Consider the following 19,545-nt stretch of genomic DNA (forward strand, 5'->3'; position numbering starts at 1 on the left):
GTTCCGCTCGTTTGCGGGTCCTCCCAACGGACGTGAGAAAAGCCTAGCGCCGTTCCCTGTCATTAACCTGTCACCATGCGGCAGCTGCGCTTGCCAGCAGCGGAACGCCGGTGCAATGCTCAGGCAAGGGAGGACAGAATCGGTGCGCTTGCTGCTGGTGGAAGACACGTTCGACGTGGCCGAGGCGATCATGATCCGGCTGGAACGCTCAGGGTTTGCCTGCGACCTGGCCAAGACCCTTGAAGAGGCCAGGGGCTGTGTCGACGTCCAGCGTTATGACGTCATCGTGCTCGACATCAACCTGCCGGACGGGCTCGGCACGGAGCTCCTGAAGGAAATGCGCGCGCGCGGCGACCGCACCCCGGTGCTTATGCTGACCGCGGAATTTTCCGTCGACGACCGGGTGTCGTCGCTGAATTCCGGCGCCGACGATTATCTGGTCAAGCCGTTCGACCACCGCGAGCTGGAAGCCCGGATCCGGGCGCTTTACCGGCGCGATCTCGGCGACAAGGCCGAGGAACTGAAGATCGGCAACCTGACCTTCAACGCTTCCGCCCGCTCGGTTCACCGGGAGGACAGCCCGATCAGCCTGACCCGCCGGGAATTCTCGCTGCTGCAGATCCTGATCCACAATCGCGGCAAGACGGTCAGCAAGGAGCGGCTGTTCGAGGGTGTGTTCAGTTTCCAGGACACCGATGTCGGCATGAACGCGCTGGAACTCTATATCGCCCGGCTGCGCAAGAAGCTGGCGGACTGTTCGGTCAAGATCGAGACCCAGAGGGGGCTTGGCTACAAGCTGACCGCCGATGACTGAGCTGATGCGCCGGTTGGCGACGCTGTCCTTAAGCGCGCGTGTTGCCGTCGGCATTGCCTTCCTCCTGATCTTCGGCGGCCTGATCGTCTCGATCGCGGCCTTCGCCTATGGCCGCGAGGCGGCGCGCAGCGCCTATGACCGGCTCTTGCTCGGGGCGGCAACCGACATTGCCTCGGCGATTTCCGTGCGGGACGGTCAGCCGGAAATCGAATTGCCTGTTTCGGCCTTCGAGCTGTTGGCACTCGCCCCGGACGACCGGATCGGCTACCGCATCATTGGCCCGGACGGCAGCACCCTGACCGGTTATGACGAGCTGGTTCTGCCGACAGGCCGCAACGCGCTGCGCGACGGCTTTTTCGACGGCAGCTTTTTCGGGGCGCCGGCCCGGTTCGCGGTTGTCTCGCGGCGCTTCGCGGAACGCACGCTCAACGGAACCATCCAGGTGGTGGTCGGCCAGACGATCGAAGCGCGCAATGCCATGGCCTATGACATCACCCGCAAGGCGCTTTACGTGCTGGCCGCCTCCGGACTGGCCATGGTGCTGCTGTCTGCTGTCGTCGTCCGTTCCGTGCTGAAGCCGCTGGAAACCATGGCGGGCGGCCTGTCGGCGCGCGATCCGCATGATTTGACACCGATGGATACGGCGGTGCCGCGCGAGACGGCGGTGATGGTCAATGCGCTCAACGGCTTCATGGCAAGGCTCGACCGGCAGATGAATTCCATGCGCCACCTGATTTCCGACACGGCGCATCAGCTGCGCACACCGGTGGCGGCGCTGCGCGCCCAGGCGGATCTCTTCACCGACGAGGCGGACATGGCCCGCAAGGAAAAGATCGTCGAGCGGCTGCAGACCCGCACCGCCAGTCTCGGCCGGCTGCTTGACCAGATGCTGGCCCAGGCGCTGGTGATCCATCGCGGCGACAGCGCCCGGCGCGAGGCGGTGGACCTGCGCGACATTGCGCTCGATGTCTTCGAGGAGGGCGACCATCAGGTGCTCAATCCGGAGTTCGATATCCAGCTGGAGATCGGCGATGCGCCCGTGATCGTGATGGCGGACGAACCGTCGCTCAAGGAGGCGCTGAAAAACCTGCTCAACAATGCCGTCAAATACGGCGCTTCGCCGGTGCGGATCGGGGCGTCGCGCGAGGGCAATCGTGCGGGGATCTGGGTCGAGGATGCCGGAACCGGCCCGGCGGACGCCGTCCTTGCCGAGCTCGGCGGGCGGTTCAACAAGGGTACCTTGTCGCGCCAGGCCAGTTCCGGCCTCGGTCTTGCCATTGCACATTCCGTTGCCGTTTCCTTCGGCGGCGAACTGGCGCTCGAAAAGACTGGAGACAACACCTTCCGGGCGTCGCTGATGTTTGCCGCCGCGCCGGAGTGGACGTCATGAGGGCACGCTTGCTGATCGCAGCCATTGCCGTCTTTGCCTGTCTCGGCCAGGTGCCGCCGGCGCATGCCCAGGAAATGGTGCGTGTGTTCGGCGCCGCGGCGCCCGCACAGGTGTTCGTGCTCAGGTCGACAACCGATATTTCGGTGTTCGGCCCGGTGGTCGAGGAATTCCTGTCGACCCGCCCGGGCCTGCAGGTGCGTTACGAGCAATGGGGCTCGAACGAGCTTTACCGGCTTAGCCGTCAGGATTGCCGGGAAGACCGCCAGGGCGCCGATGTGGTGATCAGCTCCGGCGTGCATCAGATGGTGAAGCTGGTCAACGAGGCCTGTGCCTGGTCCTATTCCTCGCGCCTGACCGCGCAATTGCCGGCGGCGCTCAGATGGCGGGACGAATTATGGGGGATCACCCGCGAACCGGCGGTGATGGTCTACAATCGCGACCTGGTGCCGGCGGAGGACATTCCACAGACCCGCTTCGACCTGCTCGACCTCTTGCGCCCCTCGGAGACGCCTTACGCGGGCCGGGTGGCGACCTATGACATCGAGCAGTCGGGTCTCGGTTATCTCTTCGCCTTCGCCGATGCCCAGGAAGCCTCGACCTTCGGCGCGCTGCAGGAATCGCTTGGCCGCTCCGGCGCGGTCTCGACCTGCTGTTCGGCCGACATCATTCAAAGTGTTGCCGAAGGCGACTACCTGATCGCCTACAACGTCCTCGGGTCCTATGCCCAGGGCTACCAACAGCGCGACGACCGCATCGGCATCGTTCTGCCCTCGGACTATACGCTGGTGTTGTCGCGGGCGTTGATGATCCCGAAGACGGCCGCCAACAAGGCCGCGGCGGAGCAGTTCCTGGACTATCTGCTGTCGCCTGAGGGCACGCTGGCGCTTCGGACCGCGCTTCTCATCAGCCCGCTCCTGGAAACCGACGAAGGCAATGAGGGCGAAGTTCTGAGCCCAACGGCGCTGCGTCCCATCAGTCTGTCGCCGGCGCTTATGGTTGCTCTCGACGCCCTGACCCGAGAAACCTTCCTCCGCCGCTGGCGCGCGACGTTTCCGGGGCCGTAGGGGCGGATCTTCTGAGACGCGCCACAAACAGAGGCGGCACCCCGGGCAAGCGAAGCGCCGACCCGGGCCCTACTGTTTCCAGAAAGCCGGAAGGGGGCAACGCTTTGCTTGCTCTTGAGCTGCGATGTTCCAGAACGCGTTTGATTTCCTGAACAACCCCCACCCCTAACCCCTCCCCACAAGGGGGAGGGGGATTCAGCCTGAGTACGTGGCGAGTTCAGTTTCCCGGTACCTTGATCTGGTCGCTTGAGGTAGCCGCGGATCGAAGCGCGTTTCCCTCCCCCTTGTGGGGAGGGATTAAGGGTGGGGGTGAACTGCGGAGCGGTAAACCTTTGTCACGGCTCCCCCTTTTCCGCCGCCCGTCGAAACGGGTGGCGGCTTTGATCAGAATTTTCTGGCGAAGCTCAGCTTGAAGCTGCGGCCGGCGCCTTCGTCGTTGCTGAGGTGGTGGCGGTAGGATTTGTCGAAGACGTTGTCGATGTTGAACCGCACCTCGCTGCCGGCAAGGTGGCCTTCCATCGGCGTCCACGCGGCATAGAGGTTGTGCAGCACATAGCCGGCGGTCCTGTTCTCGTCCGTGCCGACCCGGTCCTGGGCGGCGTAGAAGTCGCCCTTCCAGCCGAAATCAAGGTTCCAGGGGCGGTGGACATAACCGACCTTGAGGAAGGCGTTGTCGGCCGGGACAGCGTTCATGTAGCCGCCGGTATTGGCGTTCTCGCCGCGGATCAGCGAGGCGCCGAGCGAGCCGTAGACGCTGTCGGTCCAGTAGGAGGCCTCCAGCTCCAGACCTTCATAGCGGGCCTTCGGAATGATCTCGGTGACCACCGTGGTGCCGTTCCAGTAGCTGGCGTAATAATTGGTGATGTTGTTGCGGAAGGCCGTGCCTTTCAGGCGGAAGCTGTCTCCGCCGACAACAAGATCGTCGAAGGAAAAGGTGAGGCCAGCCTCGAAATTGTTCGACTGTTCCTTCTCGATCGCGTTGACCGTGTAGTTGGAAAAGACCTCGTCGAGCGAGGGCAGCCGTTCGGTATGGGCTACCGAGCCGAAGACGCCGAGCCAGTCGGTCATCTTGACCATGGCGGCGAATTTCGGCGAATAGCCGAACTTGGTCTTGTCCTCGTTGAGGTTGACCGTCGCGCCGGTGCCGTCGACATAGCTGCCCACATGCACATTGCTGTAGTCGATTCGCATGCCCGGGATCAGGGTGACCCGGTCGTTCCAGATCAGTTCTGCCTGGGTGTAGACGCCGGCGGTTTTGGTCTTGCCTTCCGGATGGGAGCCGGAACCGCTGCGCACGTAAGTCCCAAAGTCACGCGGGTTCTTGCGTTCCTGATACTGGCCGTCGAGACCGGTGGTGAGATAGGCCATCCAGCTGTCGCTAAACTGGAAGGTCGCCACGTTGTCGATCTTGCCCTGCCAGGTCTCGTAGGAATATTCCGAGCTGAGGCCGAAGGGATAGTAGCAGAAGGTGGGGCTGAAACAGATCTGGTCCTGGTTCTTCTGCTTCACGCGCGTGTCCGACCAGCTCACCTGGGCTTTGACATCTAAGAGATCATTGCCGGTAAAGGCGTTCTCATAGCCGAGAATGGCCGTCTGGTCGGTCACCGTCCGGTCGACATCACCGAAGCCGGTGCCCCAGGCGATCTGATCGTATGTCTGGTTGTCCTCGTCGCTTGACCAGTTCTGGTAGCTGGCGAAGACCGACTGGTCGTCATTCTCGCCGAAGGTGTAGCGCGCCTTGATCAGGCCGTTGATGGAGTTGAAATCCGTGTCGTCGATCTTGTCGCCGTGGCCATCTGTGAGATCCTGCGACTGGCGGTAGTTGAGCGCGCCGAGCAGTTCCAGGTTCTCGACCGGTTCGGCGGCAACAATAGCGCTGCCAAGCCAGCCATTACCGTTGGAATCCCAGGAGGTCTTCACCCGGCCGCCTAGTCTGTCTCCGGGATCGAGAAAGTCACTGGCGTCCTTGGTGGTGAAAGTCACGACACCGCCCATGGCGCCGGAGCCGAAGAGCGTGGAGGAGGCCGGACCGCGCAGCACCTCGACCTGCTTGTAGAGCTCCGGATCTGAGAAGAACGAGCCCATCCGGTATTGCTCGTAGAATTTGTTGACGCCGTCGACCTGGATGATGATCCGGGTCTCGTCGCCGGACAGTGCCTCGCCGATGCCGCGGATGTTGATGCTTTCGCCGAGGACCGAGTTCGAGCCGATCGGCGTGACGCCCGGCACCTCGCTGAAAATGTCGCCGATGGTGCGCGGCTGCTGCGCGTCGATGGCGTCCTGGCCGAGCACTGTGACCGCCTGCGGCGTGTCGATGGCGACCTTCGGAACGCCTGCACTGACCACGATCTGCTGCAGCATCGATGTCGCACCGTCCACCGGCAATGTCACGGCCGTTTCCGGCACCAGGTCCTGTGCGGCTGCCCCGCCGGTATGAACCAAACCCCAAAGAGCAACGCCGCCGAGCAGGCGGCTGTGAAAGGTCTTATTGAGCCCCATAAAATTCTCCAAGAGTGCGCGTTGCTCGCGTCCTTTTCGCTGCCTCTCAAACAGCGTTTTTAAACATGAGTCAATGACTCAGGTATTGCGGTCATAATGAAATATGAGTATATGAGTCAAGTATTGCTTCGCAGCCGCAGCGAAAAAGGAACACTTTAGAAGCGTTCCAAATTTCGCAAACCAATCAGTGAGTTACCGAGAAGGTTCCATGCGGACTTGCGAAAGACCAGACCATAGCCACCGAGGGCAAGAGCCATGAAACCCGATCAGATTGCCGCTGAAACCAGACCCGGCGCCGCCGATATTAGGACCGCGCGGGCGCAGAATCCGAAGATGCGCGAGCGGGATCTCGCCCGCGTTCTCGGCATCACCGAAGCCGAGCTGGTCGCCAGTTTCGTCGGGCACGGCGTCAAACGGATCGACCCGCGTTTCGACGATCTGTTTCCCGGCCTCAAGCAGGTCGGTGAGGTGATGGCGCTGACCCGCAACGAGAGTGCCGTTCACGAAAAGATCGGTCCGTTCGAGACATTCGTGAACGGCAAGCGGGCCGCCCTGATGCTGGGGGACCAGATCGACACGCGCATGTTCCCGGCCAACTGGGTGCATGGCTTCGCGGTTGAAAAGGTGGACGGCAAGGAAGTGCGCCGGTCGCTGCAGTTCTTCGATGCCCATGGCGATGCCGTGCAAAAGATCCACGCCCGCCCAGATACGAATCTGGTCGCCTGGGATCGGCTGGTGGAGACGCTGCTTCTGGACGACCAGACGCCAGAGCAGCTGCCGGAGGTGACAGCGGCCGAGCCGTTTTCCCGCAAGCTGCCCGCCGACGGCGTCGAGGCGCAACTGCGCGCGCGCTGGCAGGCGATGACCGACCCGCATCAGTTCCATGGACTTCTGAGAGATCTCGACCTTGACCGCGTGAGCGCCTTCGAGCTGGCGGGAGAGACCTGGGCCTGGCCGCTCGACCGGGGCTCGGTGCCGGCGCTCCTGCGGCTGGCCGCGTCCGAAGGCATTCCGATCATGTGTTTTGTCGGCAATCGCGGCTGCATCCAGATCCATTCCGGTGCCATCGCAACGGTCATGGACAAGGGGCCGTGGATCAATGTGATGGATCCGACCTTCCATCTGCATTTGCGCACCGATCACATCTACGAGGTCTGGGCGGTGCGCAAACCGGCGGATGTCGGTCATGTCACTTCCATCGAGGCCTATGACAGCGACGGCCAGCAGTTCATCCAGTTCTTCGGCGTGCGCGGCGAAGGCAACCTGGAGCGGGCCGACTGGCGCGGCCTTGCCGAGAACCTGCCGAAACTCGATCGGGCCGTTCAACTGGGAGCAGCGGAATGACGTTAGCTCTTCGCAACCGGCTCTGCAGCCTTGCCGCCGCGCTCACCCTGACCGCAGCGGCGCTGGTCACCCCGGCCAGGTCGATCCTCGCGGATCAGGCGGGCGGTCAGGACGCAAACCGGGTCGTGGCGATTGGCGGTTCGGTCACCGAAGTCGTCTTCGCGCTCGGTGAGCAGGGCCGGCTGATCGCGCGCGACACCACCAGTGTCTATCCGGCCGAGGCAAATGAATTGCCGGATGTCGGTTACATCCGTGCGCTCTCGCCGGAGGGCGTCCTGTCGGTCAATCCTGATCTGGTACTGATGCTGGAGGGCAGCGGACCACAGGAGACCGTGGAGGTTCTCAAGAAGTCCGGTGTCGCCATTGCCGATATTCCGCAAACCTTCACGGCGGAGGGCATTCTCGGCAAGGTACGCGCCGTCGGTGCGGCGCTCGGTGTCGAGGACAAGGCGGAGGACCTTGCCGGCAAGCTGGAAGCGGATCTGGCCGCCGCGCGGCAGGATGCCAGCGGCAAGGCTGCCGGTGTCCGGGTGCTGTTCATCCTGTCGACCAAGGGCGGGCGCATTCTGGCCTCCGGCCGGGAGACGGCGGCCGACGGCATCCTGAAACTCGCCGGTGCGGACAATGCCGTTGCCGACTTTGCCGGCTACAAGCAGCTGAGCGACGAGGCAATCCTGAGCGCGGCGCCGGATGTGGTGCTGATGATGGACCGCACCGGCGATCATGATGCCGGCGCAGGGGACCTGTTTTCCCATCCGGCCCTTGCCGAAACGCCGGCCGGCAAGCACCAGAGGCTGGTAAAGATGGGCGGCCAGTATCTGCTCGGTTTCGGTCCGCGCACGGCCGAAGCCATCCGGGAGCTCTCGGTGCAGCTTGCCGAGATCCGGAGCTGACGGGCGATGAGCGATACATCGCTTCCGGGCCGCCTTGCCTGGTCCGGTCTCAAGGACGCCGGCAACGGCAACCGGGAACCGCTTGCCCGGGCAGTGATCGCGGGTCTCATGGTGGTCACGCTGACCGTCATGCTGGCGAGCCTGGCGACCGGTCCGATTGCGGTTCCCGTCCTGGACCTTCTGCCGCATATGGCGGCCTATTTTCTGGGCGACCTCGACGGCGCGCCGGAGGGGATCTCCTTGCGCGACTGGATCGTCGTCATGGATATCCGGTTGCCACGGGTCGTGCTCGGGGCGCTGGTGGGCGCGGCGCTGGCTGTCTCGGGTGCGGTGATGCAGGGCCTGTTCCGAAACCCGCTTGCGGATCCTGGAATCGTCGGGGTCTCGGCGGGCGCCGGTCTCGGAGCGGCACTCTTCATCGTGCTCGGCAATGCCGTGCTTGCGCCGGTGATGGCTCTTCTTGGCATCTACGCGGTGCCGCTCGCCGCCTTTGGTGGCGGGCTGATCACCACGCTGCTGCTTTACCGGATCGGTACGCGCGGCGGCATCACCTCCGTTGCCACGCTGCTTCTGGCCGGCATTGCGCTGGGTGCTCTGACCGGTGCCATGACCGGTCTTCTGGTCTATGTCGCCGATGACCATCAGCTGCGCGATCTGCAGTTCTGGGGGCTGGGGTCGCTCGCAGGTTCCAACTGGGACAAGGTGCTTTCCGCTGCGCCGATCATCCTGGCGATGCTTGTCTGCGTGCCGTTCCTGGCGCGCGGGTTGAACGCGCTCACCCTTGGCGAGGCGGCGGCTTCCCATCTCGGCATAAGGGTGCAGCGGCTCAAGAACCTCAGCATCGTTCTGGTCGCCGGTGCCACGGGAGCTTCCGTTGCTGTCAGCGGCGGCATCGGTTTTGTCGGCATCGTGGTGCCGCATCTTCTGCGCCTCACCATGGGGCCGGATCACCGCTTTCTGCTTCCGGCCGCGGCCCTGTTGGGCGCCTCGATGCTGATTGCCGCCGATACCCTTGCCCGTACCATCGTTGCGCCCGCCGAAATGCCGATCGGCATCATCACCGCCTTCGCCGGAGCGCCGTTTTTCCTCTGGATCCTGCTGCGCAAGCGCGGCCTGACCGGCCTTTGAGAGGGTTGCCGTGTTTCATCAGAAAATGCCGGATGCCGTGCCGCTGACCCCGGATCTCGTCGTCGACGGCGTCAGCGTTTCCGCCGACAAGGTGCCGATTGTTCGCGACCTGTCTTTCAAGGCGACAGCCGGCGAGGTGCTCGCCATCATCGGGCCAAGCGGCTCGGGAAAAACCACCTTGATGCGGGCCATGACCGGCGAGATGGCCTATCGCGGCACCATCTCCCTTGGTGGTCCGGAAGTTCGCGGTCTGGCTCCGGAGGTTCTGGCTTGCGTGCGCGGGGTGTTGCCTCAGGCGAGCCAGATCTCCTTCCCGCTGAATGTTTCCGAAGTGGTCGGCCTCGGCCTGATCGACGGGCAGCGGGATCGGCAGGCACGGAAAAGGCGCATTGCCGAGGCGCTTGGCCGGGTGGGGCTCTCCGGTTTTGAGGGCCGGACCTATCAGGATCTCTCCGGCGGCGAGCAGCAAAGGGTGCAGCTCGCCAGGGTGCTGTGCCAGGTCTGGGAGCCGCTGGACCCGGTCGGCGCGCCGCGCTGGCTGTTCCTGGACGAACCGGTTTCCAGCCTCGACATCAAGCATCAATATCAGATCATGCGGCTGGCCCGGGACTACGCAATAAACGGCGGCGGTGTTGTCGCTGTCCTGCACGATCTCAACCTGACCGCCGCCTTCGCCGACCGGGTGCTGGTCATGCGCGACGGCGAAGGGCTCGCCTTCGGCCTGCGGGACGAAGTGATGCGGCCTGAACTGCTCTCGGTGACCTATGACTTTCCGCTGGAATGTCTTGCGGTGGCGGGGGCACGGCCGGTGATCGTACCGGCGGAGGACAAGGCCTGATAACGCCCGCGGCTATCATCTCCGCGAAAGCGGAGATCCGGGACTCTTCATCGTCACACCGTGCCACAAACCTTTGCCCGGGAGTCTTGGGTCCCGGCTCGCGCTGCGCTTGGCCGGAATGTCAACGGAGAGAGAAAGCGGTCCTTTGCGCCATCTTAAGGCGCGTGCCGCCGCCATCCCTTCCCAGGCTTCTTCTAAACATGACTGTCGGCTCATTTTTGCCATCTTTGCAACCAATTGTTTCACGATTCGGGTTGTGCACTTTTGGCGGTGGGCTGAAGGCGTGCTGTCCCGCTGCGGAATTGCTGTCTGTTTGATCCGTCCGCTCGTTGGGCGACGGGAACTTTTTTTGCAAAAACTCTTGGATATTTCCCATGACAAATCCGGAAATCGAAGGCTCTGCCCGGCATTGGATCAGCTTCCTGCTCGCGGTCTGCAACCGGCTGGACTTTCGTTTCAAGGGCGTTGAACCGGATCCGATCGGCGTCCTGGAAGGGGTGGTCAGCGGGGCGACGAGTTTCGAGGACCTCGAACGCCAGCGCGACGACTGGGCGCGAACGCTGAAACAGTCTCCTGACTATTTCAATCCGCTCGTCGTCGAGATCCTGCCGCTCAGGCTTGCGGCCCTGATGGCGGATATAAGGGCAAAACACATCAGGAACCGGCAGACCATCGCCACGGAAATGAAACATGTCGGCGAATGGATCGACTTTTCGTTCCTGACGCTGGGCTACGATCCGGCGCAATACAAGGATCTTTGGGCTACCTATTGGAGCGATTGGGAAATCGCAGGGCAGACTGAAGAGCGGGCGTAAGCACGGTATTTCAGCATTCTCTGTTGTCATCTCCGCGAAAGCGGAGACCCAGGAGCCTTCATTCTAACAGTGTGCCACAATCATTTGCCCGGGAGTCCTGGGTCCCGGATCTTCGCTGCGCTGCGTCCGGGATGACAAGTCGGAGAGCAGGTTTTCGGGCTCACCCCACCGTCCGGATCGCCGCGACCATCTCGTCTGAATCCCAGACCCGATCACCAACTGCCGCCAGCGCAACCGCGCCGTCGCGGTTCAGGATGTAAGTGACCGGCAGGCCGCGCAGGTACCAGGTCGAGGGCATGGACTTGTTGCTGTCCAGCAGGACGGTGAAGCCGTCGCTGTCGATCTCGTCTAGAAACCCCCTGACCTTGTCTTCCTGGTCGCCGACATTGACGGCGAGGACGGCATAGCCGTCCGGGCCGAGCACTCGGGCGAGCCGGGCAAGGCTCGGCATTTCCTTGCGGCAGGGCGGACACCAGGTCGCCCAGAAGGAGACGATCAGCACCTTGCCGGCATAGTCGCCGATCCGGTGTGTGGTGCCGGCGAGATCGGCAATGTCGAGTTTCGGATCGATCTCGAAGGCGGGTTCGAGCAGGCCGAGTTGGCGATAGTCGGTGTTCGCCGCAACGGCGGCCGACGACGCCAGCGCCAGCGCCGCGCCACCGGCCAGGAGATGTCGTCTGGAGAGGTCCGTCATGTCTTTGCTGCCACCAGGTTGGTCCTGTTCACCGCTGTCGGAAAACATCTGTTGCGGCAAAGGTAAGCCGTGCGCGGCGACCTGCAACAAACAAGTGTTTCACAATCGCGAGACAGGAGCTGACGGGTTGGCAAAAGCGCGGCAGTATGACGATGGCCCAAAAAGAGCCCCAAGCACTGGTGTCACCCCGGGCGAACACCGTGAGACCCGGGGCCTACTCGTTTGCAGAGCTTTTTGGGACGCTACTCCTCGCAAAGATGCATGTGCTTTGACAAGCGGCTCTGCGAGTGGGTCCCGGCTCGCGCTGCGCTTGGCCGGGATGACACGGAGTGTTCTACTTGCCCCTCCCTCCGCCTTGCGGGGAGGGAACAGGGTGAGCGGCGCAGCCGCTAATTTTACGCCTAATAAAACTGCCGTGCTTCCTGTCCGTGCAAGGAGAGAGCTCGACTCTTCCTCGGGGTCGCACCGCGCTTCAGGCAGAGGCGTGGTGGGTGGTCGCCGTGTCGTCGAAGGTGCCGTCGATGTAGCTTTTCAGCGTTTCGGCGACGCCGTCGGCGGAGATCCTGGCCACCGCGTGGCAGAACGCTTTCAGGAAGGTCTGGTTCGTGCCGAGGGCACCGAACAGATCCGGCATGACAAACGCGTCGGAAGCGCCTTCATAGACATCCCGCGCCCAGGCCTGCAGCAGGGCGGCGCTGCCGTCCTCGATGACATGGGTTTCGCCGGCCTCGTTGTGGCCGAGGCAGTACCGGCACCAGAGCGCGGTTTCCAGCGCCAGGCCCGTGATGGGAAGGCCCTGATCGAGCCGTTCCTGGATCGCGGGCAGGATGAATTTCGGCTGCCGGTTGGAGCCGTCCAGGCAGAGCCGCGGAATGGTGTCGCCGACGGCCGGGTTGGAGAAACGCTCGATCACAGTGTCGAGGTAGTCGGTGAAGCTGACGCCCGGGATCTCGGGAACGGTCGGCAGGATTTCCTGCGTCTCCAGCTTCTTGAGGAATGCCCGGATCAGCGGGTCGGCCATGGCGTCATGGACGAAATAATGGCCGAGCAAAGCGCCGGGATAGGCAATCGCTGCGTGGCCGCCATTCAGAATCCGAAGTTTCATCAGCTCGTAAGGCGCGACGTCCTTGACGAACTCGACCCCGACCTTTTCCAAAGCCGGGCGTCCCGTCGGAAAGTGGTCTTCCAGGACCCATTGGCGGAAGGGTTCGCAGACAACGGGAGCCGCGTCTTCCAGGCCAAATTTATCCTTGACCAGCTGGCGCTCGCGGTCGCCTGTCGCCGGTGTGATGCAATCGACCATCCCGTTCGGAAAGGCGACAGTCTCCGCGATCCAGGTGCCGGTTTCCGGCGACAGGGCGGCCGCGTAACCGGCCACAGCCTGTTTCGCCATGTGGCCGTTTTCCGGAAGATTGTCGCAGGACATCACGGTAAAAGGCGGCAAGCCCTTGTCGCGGCGGCGGAGCAGAGCGGCAACCAGGATCCCGAAAACGGTTTCGGGAGCCTCCGGATGGGCAAGGTCGGCCTGGATTTCCGGATGGGCGGCGTCGAAACCGCCGGTGTTCGGATCGACGAAATAGCCGCCCTCGGTAATCGTCAGGGAGACGATGCGAATGTCCGGTTCGCTCAGCCGGTCGATCAGGTCCGCGGTGTCGACATCGACGAAGTCGATCATCGCGCCGCAGACCTGCGCGCTGAGGCCATCGGGATCGAGTTCGACCACGGTGGTCAGCCAGTCCTGGGGCGCGAGCCGGTCGCGCATCGCCTTGTCGTAGGGTTTGAGGCCCGCGCCGACAATGGCCCAGTCGCGGCCCTCGCCGAGATCGAACAACTTGCTGAGATAGATTGCCTGATGGGCACGGTGAAAATTGCCGACACCGATATGCAGGATGCCGGCGGAGAGATCGGCGCGGGTATAGGCCGGCGCCTTGACGGTATCGGGAAGAGTAGCGAGCACAGTGTTGTTCAGTCTTTTTGTCATTGGTCAGCTCATCCAGTTGCCGCCATCGACGTTGTAGGTTTGCGCGACGATATAGTCGGCATCGGAACTTGCCAGGAAGACCGCCATGCCGGTGAGGTCGTCGGCGGTGCCCATGCGCCCGAAGGGCACGGCAGCACCGACAGCGGCCTTTTTCTCTCCCGGCTTCAGGCCTTCGTGCTTGGCAAAGAGCGCGTCGACCCCGTCCCAGTGTTCGCCGTCGACGACGCCGGGCGCGATGGCATTGACGTTGATGCCGTGTTTGATGAGATCGAGGCCAGCCGACTGGGTCAGGCTGATCACGGCCGCCTTGGTGGCGCAGTAGACGCCGACAAGGGCCTCGCCCCGACGGCCAGCCTGGCTGGCCATGTTGATGATCTTGCCGCCCTGGCCACGGCTGATCATGGATTTCGCGGCGGCCTGCATCACGAACAAGGTGCCGCCGACATTGATCTGGAACAGACGTTCGTAACTGGCGCGGGTGATCTCGACGATGGGGGCGAGATCGAACAGGGCGGCGTTGTTGATCAGGATGTCGAGGCCGCCTGCCTCCTGTTCGACGGCAGCGATCGCCGCGTCGATGGAGGCCTGGTCGGTGACGTCAAGCTGAACCGCATAGGCATTCGGGCCGATGTCGGCCGCGGCCGCCTCTGCGCCGGCCAGGTTGATGTCGCCGATGGCAACCCTGGCCCCTTCCGCCGCATAACGCGCGGCAAAGGCCTTGCCGATGCCCCGGGCAGCCCCGGTGATCAGCGCGGATTTTCCGGAAAGTCGCGTCATGCCATCCGCAGTCCCTGATTGTCGAACCGGTGGATCTTGTCCGGATCCGGGGTCAAGTGGACAGTGTCGCCGTGGCGGAAGCCGACCTCTCCGGAAGAGCGCACCGTGATCGGCTCGTCTACGCCGTCCATGTCGACATAGAGGAAGGTGTCGGAGCCCAGATGCTCGGAGACGCCAACCTTGCCGGCCCATTTGCCACCGTCCTGAGAGACCGTGAGATGTTCCGGACGGACGCCGATGGTGGCGGCGCCAAATTCGGCAGCGAAAGAGCCCATGAAGAAATTCATCTTGGGCGAGCCGATGAAGCCGGCAACAAACTTGTTGCGCGGCGTGTGGTACAGCTCGAGGGGCGAACCTACCTGCTCGATGACACCGGCCTGAAGCACAACGATCTTGTCGGCCATGGTCATGGCCTCGACCTGGTCGTGGGTGACATAGATCATGGTGGTCTTGAGCGTCTGGTGAAGTTCGGAGATTTCCAGGCGCATGTTGACACGCAGAGCGGCATCCAGGTTCGACAGCGGTTCGTCGAAGAGGAAAGCGGCCGGTTCGCGCACGATGGCGCGGCCGATGGCAACGCGCTGGCGCTGGCCGCCGGAAAGCTGTCCCGGGCGCCGGTCAAGATAATCCGTCAGGTTCAAGACCTTGGCGGCGGCTTCGACCTTTTCCTTCTGGGCGGCCTTGTCGAGACCGGCCATGCGCAGCGGGAAGGCGATGTTCTTGCGCACCGACATATGCGGGTAAAGCGCGTAGGACTGGAACACCATCGCCAGGCCACGTTTTGCCGGCGGCACTTCGGTGGCTTCCTTGCCGTCGATGGTGATCTTGCCGCTGGAGACATCCTCCAGGCCGGCGATCAGGCGCAGCAGCGTGGACTTGCCGCAACCGGACGGACCGACAAAGACAACGAACTCACCGTCCTCGATGCGCAGGTCCAGCGGCGGGATCACCTGAACGTCGCCGAAGCTTTTGGTGATCTGGTTGAGCGTAATCTGACCCATAATCAGTCTCCTATTTAACCGCGCCGAAGGTCAGGCCGCGCACAAGTTGTTTTTGGCTGAACCATCCGAGAATGAGGATGGGAGCAATCGCCATGGTCGAGGCAGCGCTCAGCTTTGCGAAGAAGAGCCCTTCAGGACTGGAATAGCTGGCAATAAATGCCGTTAGCGGTGCGGCTTTCGCTGCCGTCAGGTTCAGGGTCCAGAAGGCTTCGTTCCACGCGAGAATGAAGTTCAGCAACACTGTTGAGGCAATGCCGGGGATCGCCATGGGCGTCAGGATGTAGAGGATTTCCTCTTTGAGCGTCGCCCCGTCCATTCGTGCAGCCTCAAGGATTTCCCCCGGAATTTCCTTGAAATAGGTGTAGAGCATCCAGACGATGATCGGCAGATTGATCAGCATCAGCACAACGATCAATCCAATATGAGTGTCCAGCAGATTGAACTGCACGAAGAGCAGGGAAATCGGATAGAGCACACCGACGGCCGGCAGCATCTTGGTCGACAGCATCCAAAGCAAGATATCCTTGGTTCGTTTCGACGGGACGAACGCCATCGACCATGCTGCCGGGATCGCAACCAGGATGCCAAGCAGGGTCGAGCCACCGGCAAGGATGACCGAGTTCCAGAGGAAGCGCATGTAATCCGAGCGCTCCTGAACCACCGCGTAGTTCTCCAGCGTCCAGTCGAAGAAGAAGAACAGCGGTGGATCGTTGATTGCCTGGGCCTCGGTCTTGAAACTGGTGAGGATCGTCCAGAGGATCGGGAAGAAGATCAGCAATCCGATCGACCAGGCAGCAACAGTTGTGATGATCTTGCGACGGGTGGTTGTTGCGCGCGCCATGACAGTCTCCTATCGATCCAGGTTCTTGCCGACGATGCGCATCAGGAAGATCGCAACGATATTGGCGAGGATGATGGCGTAAACGCCACCGGCAGACCCGAGGCCAATGTTCTGGCTGTCGATGACGCGCTGGAAGATCAGGTAGGTCAGGGTCCGTGTTCCGAAAGCGCCTCCTGTCGTTACGAAGATTTCGGCGAAAATCGACAGAAGAAAGATGGTCTGAATGAGAATGACGATGGTGATTGCCCGGCTGAGATGCGGCAGGACGATAAATCCAAAACGCGCGACCGGGCTGGCGCCATCCATCTCGGCTGCTTCCAGCTGCTCACTGTCGAGCGACTGAACAGCGGTCAACAGGATGAGCGTAGCGAATGGTAACCACTGCCATGACACGATCAGAATGAGGGATTGGAGCGAGGCGTCGGACAACCACGATATCGGTTCGGCCCCAAAAAAACGCCACAGGTGTGCAAGGATCCCGTTGATTGGGTCCATGAACATGTTTTTCCAGACAAGCGCTGAGACCGTCGGCATGACGAAGAAGGGCGCGATCACAAGGATCCGGACAACGCCCTGACCCCAGAAGGGCTGATCGAGAAGCAGCGCCAGAAAAATGCCCAAGACAACGGTGATAAGCAGGACCCCGCCCACGATGATCAATGTCGTCTGGACGCTGGGCCAAAAAGAACTGGAACTGATAAATCGAACGTAGTTCTCGAAACCGACCCAATCGAGGCCGCGTTCCAAAGAGTCTCCACGCAAGGGCAGATACTTCTTGAAGGAGAAGTACAGCGTCAAGATCAGCGGGACGAGCATCCAACCCAGGAGCAACACCACAGCAGGTGTCATCATCAAGCGGGCTGCCGACCGCGAGTGTTGGGTAGCCATGGCACTTCTCCTCCCAGAGCGGGCTGAGCCCGCGTCAAATAAGTGCAAGGACGTGATTTGTTGTTGTTGAAAGGAGGCGGCCGTCAGCCGCCTCCAGTAGTGCGGTCTGGAAAGTCTTACCGGTAACCGGCAGCTTCCATAGCGTCGTTTGTCAAGGCCTGGGCCTTTTCGAGCGCCTCATCGATGCTCTGCTGACCGGCATAGACGGCCGAGAATTCCTGACTGACCTCCGTCGCAATGCCTGCGAACTCAGGAATAGCCACGAACTGGATACCGACATAGGGCACGGGCTTGACCGTGGGATCCGTCGGATCGGCCGCGTTGATGGAATCCAGCGTCATTTTCGCAAACGGAACCTTCTGGTATTCAGGGTTTTCGTAAAGCGAAGTACGAGCACCCGGGGGTACGTTTGCCCAGCCTTCCTTGGCTGCCACCAGCTCGATATATTCCTTGGACGTGGCCCATTCGATGAATGCCTTGGCGGCCTCTTCCTTCTGGGTGCCGGCCGGAATGGCCAAAGCCCAGGCCCACAGCCAGTTCGAACGCTTGTCGACGCCTTCGTTGTTCGGTGCGAGTGCAAAACCGACACTGTCTGCGACGGTCGAGTCGTCCGGGTTGGTCACAAAGGACGCCGCGACGGTGGCGTCGATCCACATGCCGCATTTGCCCTGCTGGAACAGCGAGAGGTTCTCGTTGAACCCGTTGGTCGCGTAACCCTCGGGGCCGTAGTCGTTCATCAGGCTGACGTAGAATTCGAGCGCTTCTTTCCACTCCGGCTGATCGAACTGGGCATTCCAGTCTTCGTCGAACCAGCGTGCGCCGAAGGAGTTGCCCGTCACGGTAATGAAGGCGCCGCCTTCACCCCAGCCGGGCTTGCCGCGTAGGCAGATCCCGTTGATGTCGTTCTCGGGGTCGTCCATCGCGGCAGCTGCCTCACGGATGAACTGCCATGTCGGGGCTTCCGGCATTTCGAGGCCGGCCTTTTCCATTAGGTCAGTCCGGTACATGACCATGGAGCTCTCGCCGTAGAACGGTGCGGCAAAGAGCGTTCCGTCATGGCTCAGGCCGCCGCGCATTGCCGGCAGGATATCGTTGACGTCGTACTCTTCGGACAGATCGTTAAGCGGCACGAGCCAGCCATTGGCGCCCCAGATCGGGGTTTCGTACATGCCGATGGTCATGATGTCGAACTGACCGCCCTTCGTGGTGATGTCTGTTGTCACCCGCTGACGCAGGACGTTTTCCTCCAGCGTGACCCATTCGACTTCATGGCCTGTTTTTGCTGTGAAATCGTCGGTGTAACCCTGCATGCGGATCATGTCGCCGTTGTTCACGGTCGCGATGGTGATCGTTTCCGCGAAGGCACCGGTGGTGGCGGTAATCAAGGTAAGTGCGGTGACCGCACGCAATGCGTTCTTCAATGACATCCTATGTCCTCCCTGGCTTGGATGTTGATCAAAGCCTGAGGTAAAAATTATCTGGCGTCAAGAAAAATTTATCGCGCGTAAAATTTTAGGCCGAGGCCCTTAGCACCAGCCGGGCGGCAAACAGCATTTCCCGGCGTTCGGGGAACGAGCCTCCGGCTTCGATCAGTTCCTGCAAGGTCTTGAAAGCATTGTCGGCGACGGAATCGTAATCATGGGCCGCGGTGGTCAGCGACGGGCAGGTGAACTTGGAAAAGGGGTGGTCGTCATGGGAGGCGACACGCAGGGCGCAGCCTTCGCCGCGGCCGACCCGGTGCCCCTTTTCGTAACAGGCCGACAAGAGGCCGATGGCCAGGCGGTCGTTGCTGCACAGGATCGTGTCGGTGGGGAAGCCGTGCACGTCCAGGATCCGCAGCGCACCGTTTCTGCCGATTTCCTCGAAGGCCCAGCCTTCGCCCTCGACCTTGATCACGTGAGGTTCGTGCCCGAGCTCCTCCATGGTTTTGAGATAGGCGGCCCGGCGCTTGTTGGCGTTCGGGTTGGCGGGCGTGCTCATCTCGAAGAAGCAGGGCGGTTCACCGGTTCGTGTGAGATAGTCGACCGTTTGCGAGACAAAACTGAAATTGTCTGATCCAACAAAGGCTTCGCCAACTCCCTCGATGTTACTGTCGAACAGGACCGTGGGAACATCCTTGCAGAATTTTTCGATTTCGGACCGGTCCGACGCCCGGCCAAGCGGGGCCATAAGCACGCCGGCCGGCTTCATGGAGCGCAGGCTGGAGAGAATGTCGTTTTCCAGCTTCTGTTCGCCATGGGCGCTGAACAGGGTCGGCCAGTATCCGGCCTCGAGACAGCGCCGCTCTATGGTCCGGGCGATCTCGGCGAAGAACGGATCCGACAGGTAGGGCACGACGATGCCGATATTCTTGGTCAGGCGCCGGTTCTGGTTGATCGCAAAGATATTCGGGCGGAAATCATATCGCTCCAGCGCCTGTTCGATGCGTTCCCTGGTGGATTGCCGCACGCTGTCCGGGTCATTGAAATATTTGGACACCGTCGGCCTGGAAATGCCGCTGACGGAGGCGAATTCCTCCATGTTCCTGATTTTTCGATCCGTCATCTGGCCGCCTTGCCGTTCTGCCGTGTAGGCTTCA

18 protein-coding genes are annotated in these 19,545 nt (G+C 61.9%); 8 read left to right on the forward strand and 10 right to left on the reverse strand.

From position 1 onward, the window contains the following. The first annotated feature begins 142 nt into the window (after window positions 1-142). From M0H32_RS12435 to M0H32_RS12445, 3 genes are read left to right on the forward strand one after another with little or no spacing between them, the layout of a single operon-like run. Complete coding sequence (locus M0H32_RS12435; RefSeq protein ID WP_248154381.1) at window positions 143-814, forward strand: response regulator; 672 nt, start codon at window positions 143-145, stop codon at window positions 812-814. Further along, the gene (locus M0H32_RS12440) at window positions 807-2,204 is read left to right on the forward strand and encodes a sensor histidine kinase N-terminal domain-containing protein (RefSeq protein ID WP_248154383.1); all 1,398 of its coding nucleotides are present in this window, start codon (window positions 807-809) and stop codon (window positions 2,202-2,204) included. Before M0H32_RS12435 ends, M0H32_RS12440 begins: the two co-directional genes overlap by 8 nt. Next, window positions 2,201-3,268, forward strand: coding sequence for an ABC transporter substrate-binding protein (locus M0H32_RS12445; protein WP_248154385.1), 1,068 nt, complete (start codon window positions 2,201-2,203; stop codon window positions 3,266-3,268). Before M0H32_RS12440 ends, M0H32_RS12445 begins: the two co-directional genes overlap by 4 nt. Before the next feature lie 384 nt (window positions 3,269-3,652). On the opposite strand, the gene M0H32_RS12450 is transcribed toward M0H32_RS12445, so the two are convergent. Continuing rightward, window positions 3,653-5,767 carry a TonB-dependent receptor domain-containing protein gene (locus tag M0H32_RS12450; RefSeq protein ID WP_248154387.1) on the reverse strand — a complete coding sequence of 705 codons (2,115 nt, stop codon included), beginning with the start codon at window positions 5,765-5,767 and terminating at the stop codon, window positions 3,653-3,655. Between the two features lie 270 nt (window positions 5,768-6,037). Between M0H32_RS12450 and M0H32_RS12455 the strand changes: the two genes are divergently transcribed. Genes M0H32_RS12455 through M0H32_RS12470 form a run of 4 tightly spaced genes read left to right on the forward strand, consistent with a single transcriptional unit; the run spans window position 6,038 to window position 9,970 of the window. Next, a complete protein-coding gene (locus M0H32_RS12455) occupies window positions 6,038-7,111 on the forward strand; it encodes a hemin-degrading factor (RefSeq protein WP_425607314.1) in 1,074 nt (357 codons plus the stop codon). Then, window positions 7,108-8,004 carry a heme/hemin ABC transporter substrate-binding protein gene (locus tag M0H32_RS12460; RefSeq protein ID WP_248154391.1) on the forward strand — a complete coding sequence of 299 codons (897 nt, stop codon included), beginning with the start codon at window positions 7,108-7,110 and terminating at the stop codon, window positions 8,002-8,004. Before M0H32_RS12455 ends, M0H32_RS12460 begins: the two co-directional genes overlap by 4 nt. A gap of 6 nt (window positions 8,005-8,010) precedes the next feature. Then, window positions 8,011-9,132 (forward strand): FecCD family ABC transporter permease, encoded by a 1,122-nt coding sequence (locus M0H32_RS12465; RefSeq protein ID WP_248154393.1) that lies wholly within the window; start codon window positions 8,011-8,013, stop codon window positions 9,130-9,132. A 10-nt stretch (window positions 9,133-9,142) separates the two neighbouring features. Further along, the gene (locus tag M0H32_RS12470; RefSeq protein WP_248154396.1) at window positions 9,143-9,970 is read left to right on the forward strand and encodes a heme ABC transporter ATP-binding protein; all 828 of its coding nucleotides are present in this window, start codon (window positions 9,143-9,145) and stop codon (window positions 9,968-9,970) included. Window positions 9,971-10,091: 121 nt separating this feature from the next. On the opposite strand, the gene M0H32_RS12475 is transcribed toward M0H32_RS12470, so the two are convergent. Then, window positions 10,092-10,346: a hypothetical protein gene (locus M0H32_RS12475; protein WP_248154398.1), complete on the reverse strand. Its 255-nt coding sequence runs from the start codon at window positions 10,344-10,346 to the stop codon at window positions 10,092-10,094. Here M0H32_RS12475 and M0H32_RS12480 point away from each other — a divergent pair. Next, on the forward strand, window positions 10,345-10,785 hold the full coding sequence (locus tag M0H32_RS12480) for a hypothetical protein (protein ID WP_248154400.1): 441 nt from the start codon (window positions 10,345-10,347) through the stop codon (window positions 10,783-10,785). The genes M0H32_RS12475 and M0H32_RS12480 overlap by 2 nt on opposite strands. 160 nt (window positions 10,786-10,945) lie before the next feature. Here the strand turns inward: M0H32_RS12480 and M0H32_RS12485 are convergent, their stop codons facing one another. The 8 genes from M0H32_RS12485 to M0H32_RS12520 all read right to left on the reverse strand — a co-directional run bounded on the left by M0H32_RS12485 (window position 10,946) and on the right by M0H32_RS12520 (window position 19,511). Next, a complete protein-coding gene (locus tag M0H32_RS12485; RefSeq protein WP_248154402.1) occupies window positions 10,946-11,479 on the reverse strand; it encodes a TlpA family protein disulfide reductase in 534 nt (177 codons plus the stop codon). Between the two features lie 472 nt (window positions 11,480-11,951). Next, window positions 11,952-13,460, reverse strand: coding sequence for a mannitol dehydrogenase family protein (locus tag M0H32_RS12490; RefSeq protein WP_248154404.1), 1,509 nt, complete (start codon window positions 13,458-13,460; stop codon window positions 11,952-11,954). A gap of 3 nt (window positions 13,461-13,463) precedes the next feature. Continuing rightward, window positions 13,464-14,237 carry an L-iditol 2-dehydrogenase gene (locus M0H32_RS12495; protein ID WP_248154406.1) on the reverse strand — a complete coding sequence of 258 codons (774 nt, stop codon included), beginning with the start codon at window positions 14,235-14,237 and terminating at the stop codon, window positions 13,464-13,466. Then, window positions 14,234-15,238: an ABC transporter ATP-binding protein gene (locus tag M0H32_RS12500; RefSeq protein ID WP_248154408.1), complete on the reverse strand. Its 1,005-nt coding sequence runs from the start codon at window positions 15,236-15,238 to the stop codon at window positions 14,234-14,236. The genes M0H32_RS12495 and M0H32_RS12500 overlap by 4 nt, the downstream gene beginning before the upstream one ends. Window positions 15,239-15,248: 10 nt before the next feature. Beyond that, entirely contained in the window at window positions 15,249-16,079 is an 831-nt protein-coding gene (locus M0H32_RS12505) for a carbohydrate ABC transporter permease (RefSeq protein ID WP_248154410.1), read from the reverse strand. Between the two features lie 9 nt (window positions 16,080-16,088). Beyond that, window positions 16,089-16,967 carry a carbohydrate ABC transporter permease gene (locus M0H32_RS12510; protein ID WP_248154506.1) on the reverse strand — a complete coding sequence of 293 codons (879 nt, stop codon included), beginning with the start codon at window positions 16,965-16,967 and terminating at the stop codon, window positions 16,089-16,091. Window positions 16,968-17,083: 116 nt separating this feature from the next. Further along, complete coding sequence (locus tag M0H32_RS12515; RefSeq protein ID WP_248154412.1) at window positions 17,084-18,394, reverse strand: ABC transporter substrate-binding protein; 1,311 nt, start codon at window positions 18,392-18,394, stop codon at window positions 17,084-17,086. A gap of 85 nt (window positions 18,395-18,479) precedes the next feature. Next, entirely contained in the window at window positions 18,480-19,511 is a 1,032-nt protein-coding gene (locus tag M0H32_RS12520) for a LacI family DNA-binding transcriptional regulator (protein ID WP_248154414.1), read from the reverse strand. Between the last annotated feature and the right edge of the window lie 34 nt (window positions 19,512-19,545).

Source organism: Roseibium sediminicola (assembly GCF_023156505.1).
Taxonomy (GTDB): Bacteria; Pseudomonadota; Alphaproteobacteria; order Rhizobiales; family Stappiaceae; genus Roseibium; species Roseibium sediminicola.

Bases quoted from the DNA above. Each gene is read 5' to 3' on its own strand.
- M0H32_RS12490 (WP_248154404.1), bottom strand. From the start codon at position 13,460: ATGACAAAAAGACTGAACAACACTGTGCTCGCTACTCTTCCCGATACC.
- M0H32_RS12500 (WP_248154408.1), bottom strand. From the start codon at position 15,238: ATGGGTCAGATTACGCTCAACCAGATCACCAAAAGCTTCGGCGACGTT.
- M0H32_RS12515 (WP_248154412.1), bottom strand. From the start codon at position 18,394: ATGTCATTGAAGAACGCATTGCGTGCGGTCACCGCACTTACCTTGATT.
- M0H32_RS12460 (WP_248154391.1), top strand. From the start codon at position 7,108: ATGACGTTAGCTCTTCGCAACCGGCTCTGCAGCCTTGCCGCCGCGCTC.
- M0H32_RS12440 (WP_248154383.1), top strand. From the start codon at position 807: ATGACTGAGCTGATGCGCCGGTTGGCGACGCTGTCCTTAAGCGCGCGT.
- M0H32_RS12485 (WP_248154402.1), bottom strand. From the start codon at position 11,479: ATGACGGACCTCTCCAGACGACATCTCCTGGCCGGTGGCGCGGCGCTG.
- M0H32_RS12450 (WP_248154387.1), bottom strand. From the start codon at position 5,767: ATGGGGCTCAATAAGACCTTTCACAGCCGCCTGCTCGGCGGCGTTGCT.
- M0H32_RS12475 (WP_248154398.1), bottom strand. From the start codon at position 10,346: ATGGGAAATATCCAAGAGTTTTTGCAAAAAAAGTTCCCGTCGCCCAAC.
- M0H32_RS12445 (WP_248154385.1), top strand. From the start codon at position 2,201: ATGAGGGCACGCTTGCTGATCGCAGCCATTGCCGTCTTTGCCTGTCTC.
- M0H32_RS12465 (WP_248154393.1), top strand. From the start codon at position 8,011: ATGAGCGATACATCGCTTCCGGGCCGCCTTGCCTGGTCCGGTCTCAAG.
- M0H32_RS12520 (WP_248154414.1), bottom strand. From the start codon at position 19,511: ATGACGGATCGAAAAATCAGGAACATGGAGGAATTCGCCTCCGTCAGC.
- M0H32_RS12505 (WP_248154410.1), bottom strand. From the start codon at position 16,079: ATGGCGCGCGCAACAACCACCCGTCGCAAGATCATCACAACTGTTGCT.
- M0H32_RS12480 (WP_248154400.1), top strand. From the start codon at position 10,345: ATGACAAATCCGGAAATCGAAGGCTCTGCCCGGCATTGGATCAGCTTC.
- M0H32_RS12510 (WP_248154506.1), bottom strand. From the start codon at position 16,967: ATGGCTACCCAACACTCGCGGTCGGCAGCCCGCTTGATGATGACACCT.
- M0H32_RS12495 (WP_248154406.1), bottom strand. From the start codon at position 14,237: ATGACGCGACTTTCCGGAAAATCCGCGCTGATCACCGGGGCTGCCCGG.